This window comes from Chitinimonas sp. BJB300, from assembly GCF_002735695.1.
Classification (GTDB): Bacteria; Pseudomonadota; Gammaproteobacteria; order Burkholderiales; family Chitinimonadaceae; genus Chitinimonas.
This window is the reverse complement of sequence record NZ_PDZH01000270.1, coordinates 1-2,260: the sequence shown is the minus strand read 5'-3', so window position 1 is coordinate 2,260 and position 2,260 is coordinate 1. Positions and strand designations below refer to the sequence as shown.

At 56.2% G+C, this 2,260-nt stretch carries 1 protein-coding gene; it reads right to left on the bottom strand.

Features of this window, described 5'->3' with window-relative positions:
- A partial coding sequence (locus CSQ89_RS21190) for a DUF6531 domain-containing protein (protein ID WP_099407943.1) occupies positions 1-2,179 on the bottom strand: 2,179 nt, incomplete at its 3' end.
- Positions 2,180-2,260 lie beyond the last annotated feature (81 nt).

Here is a 2,260-nt window from a genome sequence, read left to right as displayed (position 1 = left end):
CCAAGGCATCCAACACATAGCGAATCGTGCTACCGAGCTTGTCGCGCACGCCAACCAAGCGGCGGGCATCGTCATAGGTGTAGGTCAGTTGCTGCCCATCAGGGGTACTGACACTGCCAAGCAAACCGGTGGCGGTGTAGCTATAGGTGGTGGTGAGTGCGCCGATCTTCTGGCTGATCAAGCGACCACGTGGATCGTAGGCCAGGGTGACCACTAAGCCATTCGGACGGGTGATGCTCAGCGGCAAACCATCAGCGTTGTACTGGGTGTAGCGGGTAACAGATCCGGCAGCATCGGTCACGCTGGCAACGTTGCCGGCAGCATCGTAGGTGTAGCGGGAGATGCCACCGACTGCATTGGTACTGGCGGTAATCCGATTCTGCGCGTCGTAATCCCAGCGTAGGGTATAGGTCGCATTGTTGGTCAGGTCCGTGACCTTCTTCGCTGTCAGATTGCCCTTGGCATCGTAAGTAAAGTCGGTACGGTTGCCGGGGACTGTGATGCTGGCTGGCAAACGGAATGTCGGGTGCCATTCGGTTGTCGTCGTCTGAGCAATCGGAGTGCCGGCGGCTTCAATACGCTGGGTTTCCAGTCGTCGCACGGCATCAGCCTGGAATTGGGTAGCAACGCCCATCCGATCGGTAAGCCGCGTTAGCAACCCACTCTGGTCTACATCGAACTGCTGGGTAGTGGTCGTGCAGGTGGGGCAGGACTCGGTAAGGGTTTTGAGGACCGTCTTGCCTTTGACGTTCTGGAACGCGTAGGTGGTCGTCAAGCCCAGTGCATTCACCGCCGTGGCCTGGGTGCTATCGGGATAGCTGACGGTGACTTTTTCAACGCCGCCGCTGTGTTCACTGCTAATAGCGCGACCTTGCGCATCATAGGCCCAGGTAGCGAAGCGAATGCCGGCTTCGTCCTTGATGCCGGTCAGGGCATTCGGGAAGCGGGTATCTTCATACAGGTACTGGCGCGACTTGCCGTCCTGATAGGTCACGGTCGATAGCTTGCCCGCCGCATCGTAGCCATAGGCAATGGTTTGCAAGGCAGGGTCTTTGATGGACGCCACACGGCCCTGCGCATCGTAGGTGTAAGTCAGCACCCGTGCATTGCTGTCGGTAATCGTGGTCAGCTTGCCGGCTGCATCATAAGCGTAGGTGAGGGTATAGCCGTCGAGATGCTGCACGCTCAACAAGCGGCCATTGCTTAGATCGTAAAGCTCGACGGCGTCGCTTGGCGTGGTAAGTTGCAGACGATCTGCCGTGATTTGCAGGGTATAGCCCACGCCATTGTGGTCGGCACCGCCACCCACCAAGGGGAAGCTGATGACCTTGCCGTCGCCGCGCATGGCTTGCCAGGTTTCACCGACATCGACACCGTTACCGCTACCTGGCGTAGTAGGTTTAGCCGGATCGACTGGACCAGTACCGCTGCCCGGTTCTTCGCCATTGAGATAAACAACGACGCTACCCGGCAATGAGTTGGGTTGCTTCTCAAACTTGGTAAACCGTTTGATATTGGCGTCGTTCCATAGGCCATTCAGGCTGTTGTAGTGCCGAATGACGCTGAGCCGATTCGCCCCCGCGCCTTGGTAATCCACTTCTTTTTGATATTTATTGCCCGTGCCCGGTTGAATGGGGTTGCCGCATTTGGGAGCAGGAGGCTGCAAGAAAACATTTTCTGTATTGCACGTCGAGCCCAGGTTGCTGCCACCGAGATTGTCGCCAGCGGCTGGTGCACCAACACTGCACTTGGCATGGGCATCTTCAAAAAACAGCATGCCGGGAATGGATTTCGGCGCGGTAGCGCCAGAAAAATCAACGCCGTTGATGATGCCTTTGAATCGGTCATTAACCGCAACCTGATGTGTCTTGCAGCTATTTGCATAGTAGCGCCGCATGTTCAACGCTTTGACTTGGCGTTCCATATCGGACGGCAATCCTTGCGCATCCGTGTCTGTGCCGATCGGAACAATCACTCCATTGCGACATTGCACCATCACATAGCCAAAGTTATACGTACCATCACCGTAATTGTCTGACTTGGCTGCGATCTCAACCCCTATCGTTGCTATCCCATTTTTGGGATCACAGGTGCCGGCAGCAAATACTGCACTGGATAACAAACCGCTTGCCAGCGCAATAGCCACTGCGCGCGTCACGGCCTTTGATTTAAAGTTCATTGAAGACATTCCTTGTTTCTTGGATGGGCGCTTGCCCGCGAGAGAATGACTAACTTCAGGAAGGGAGATGGTCCCCGCGCC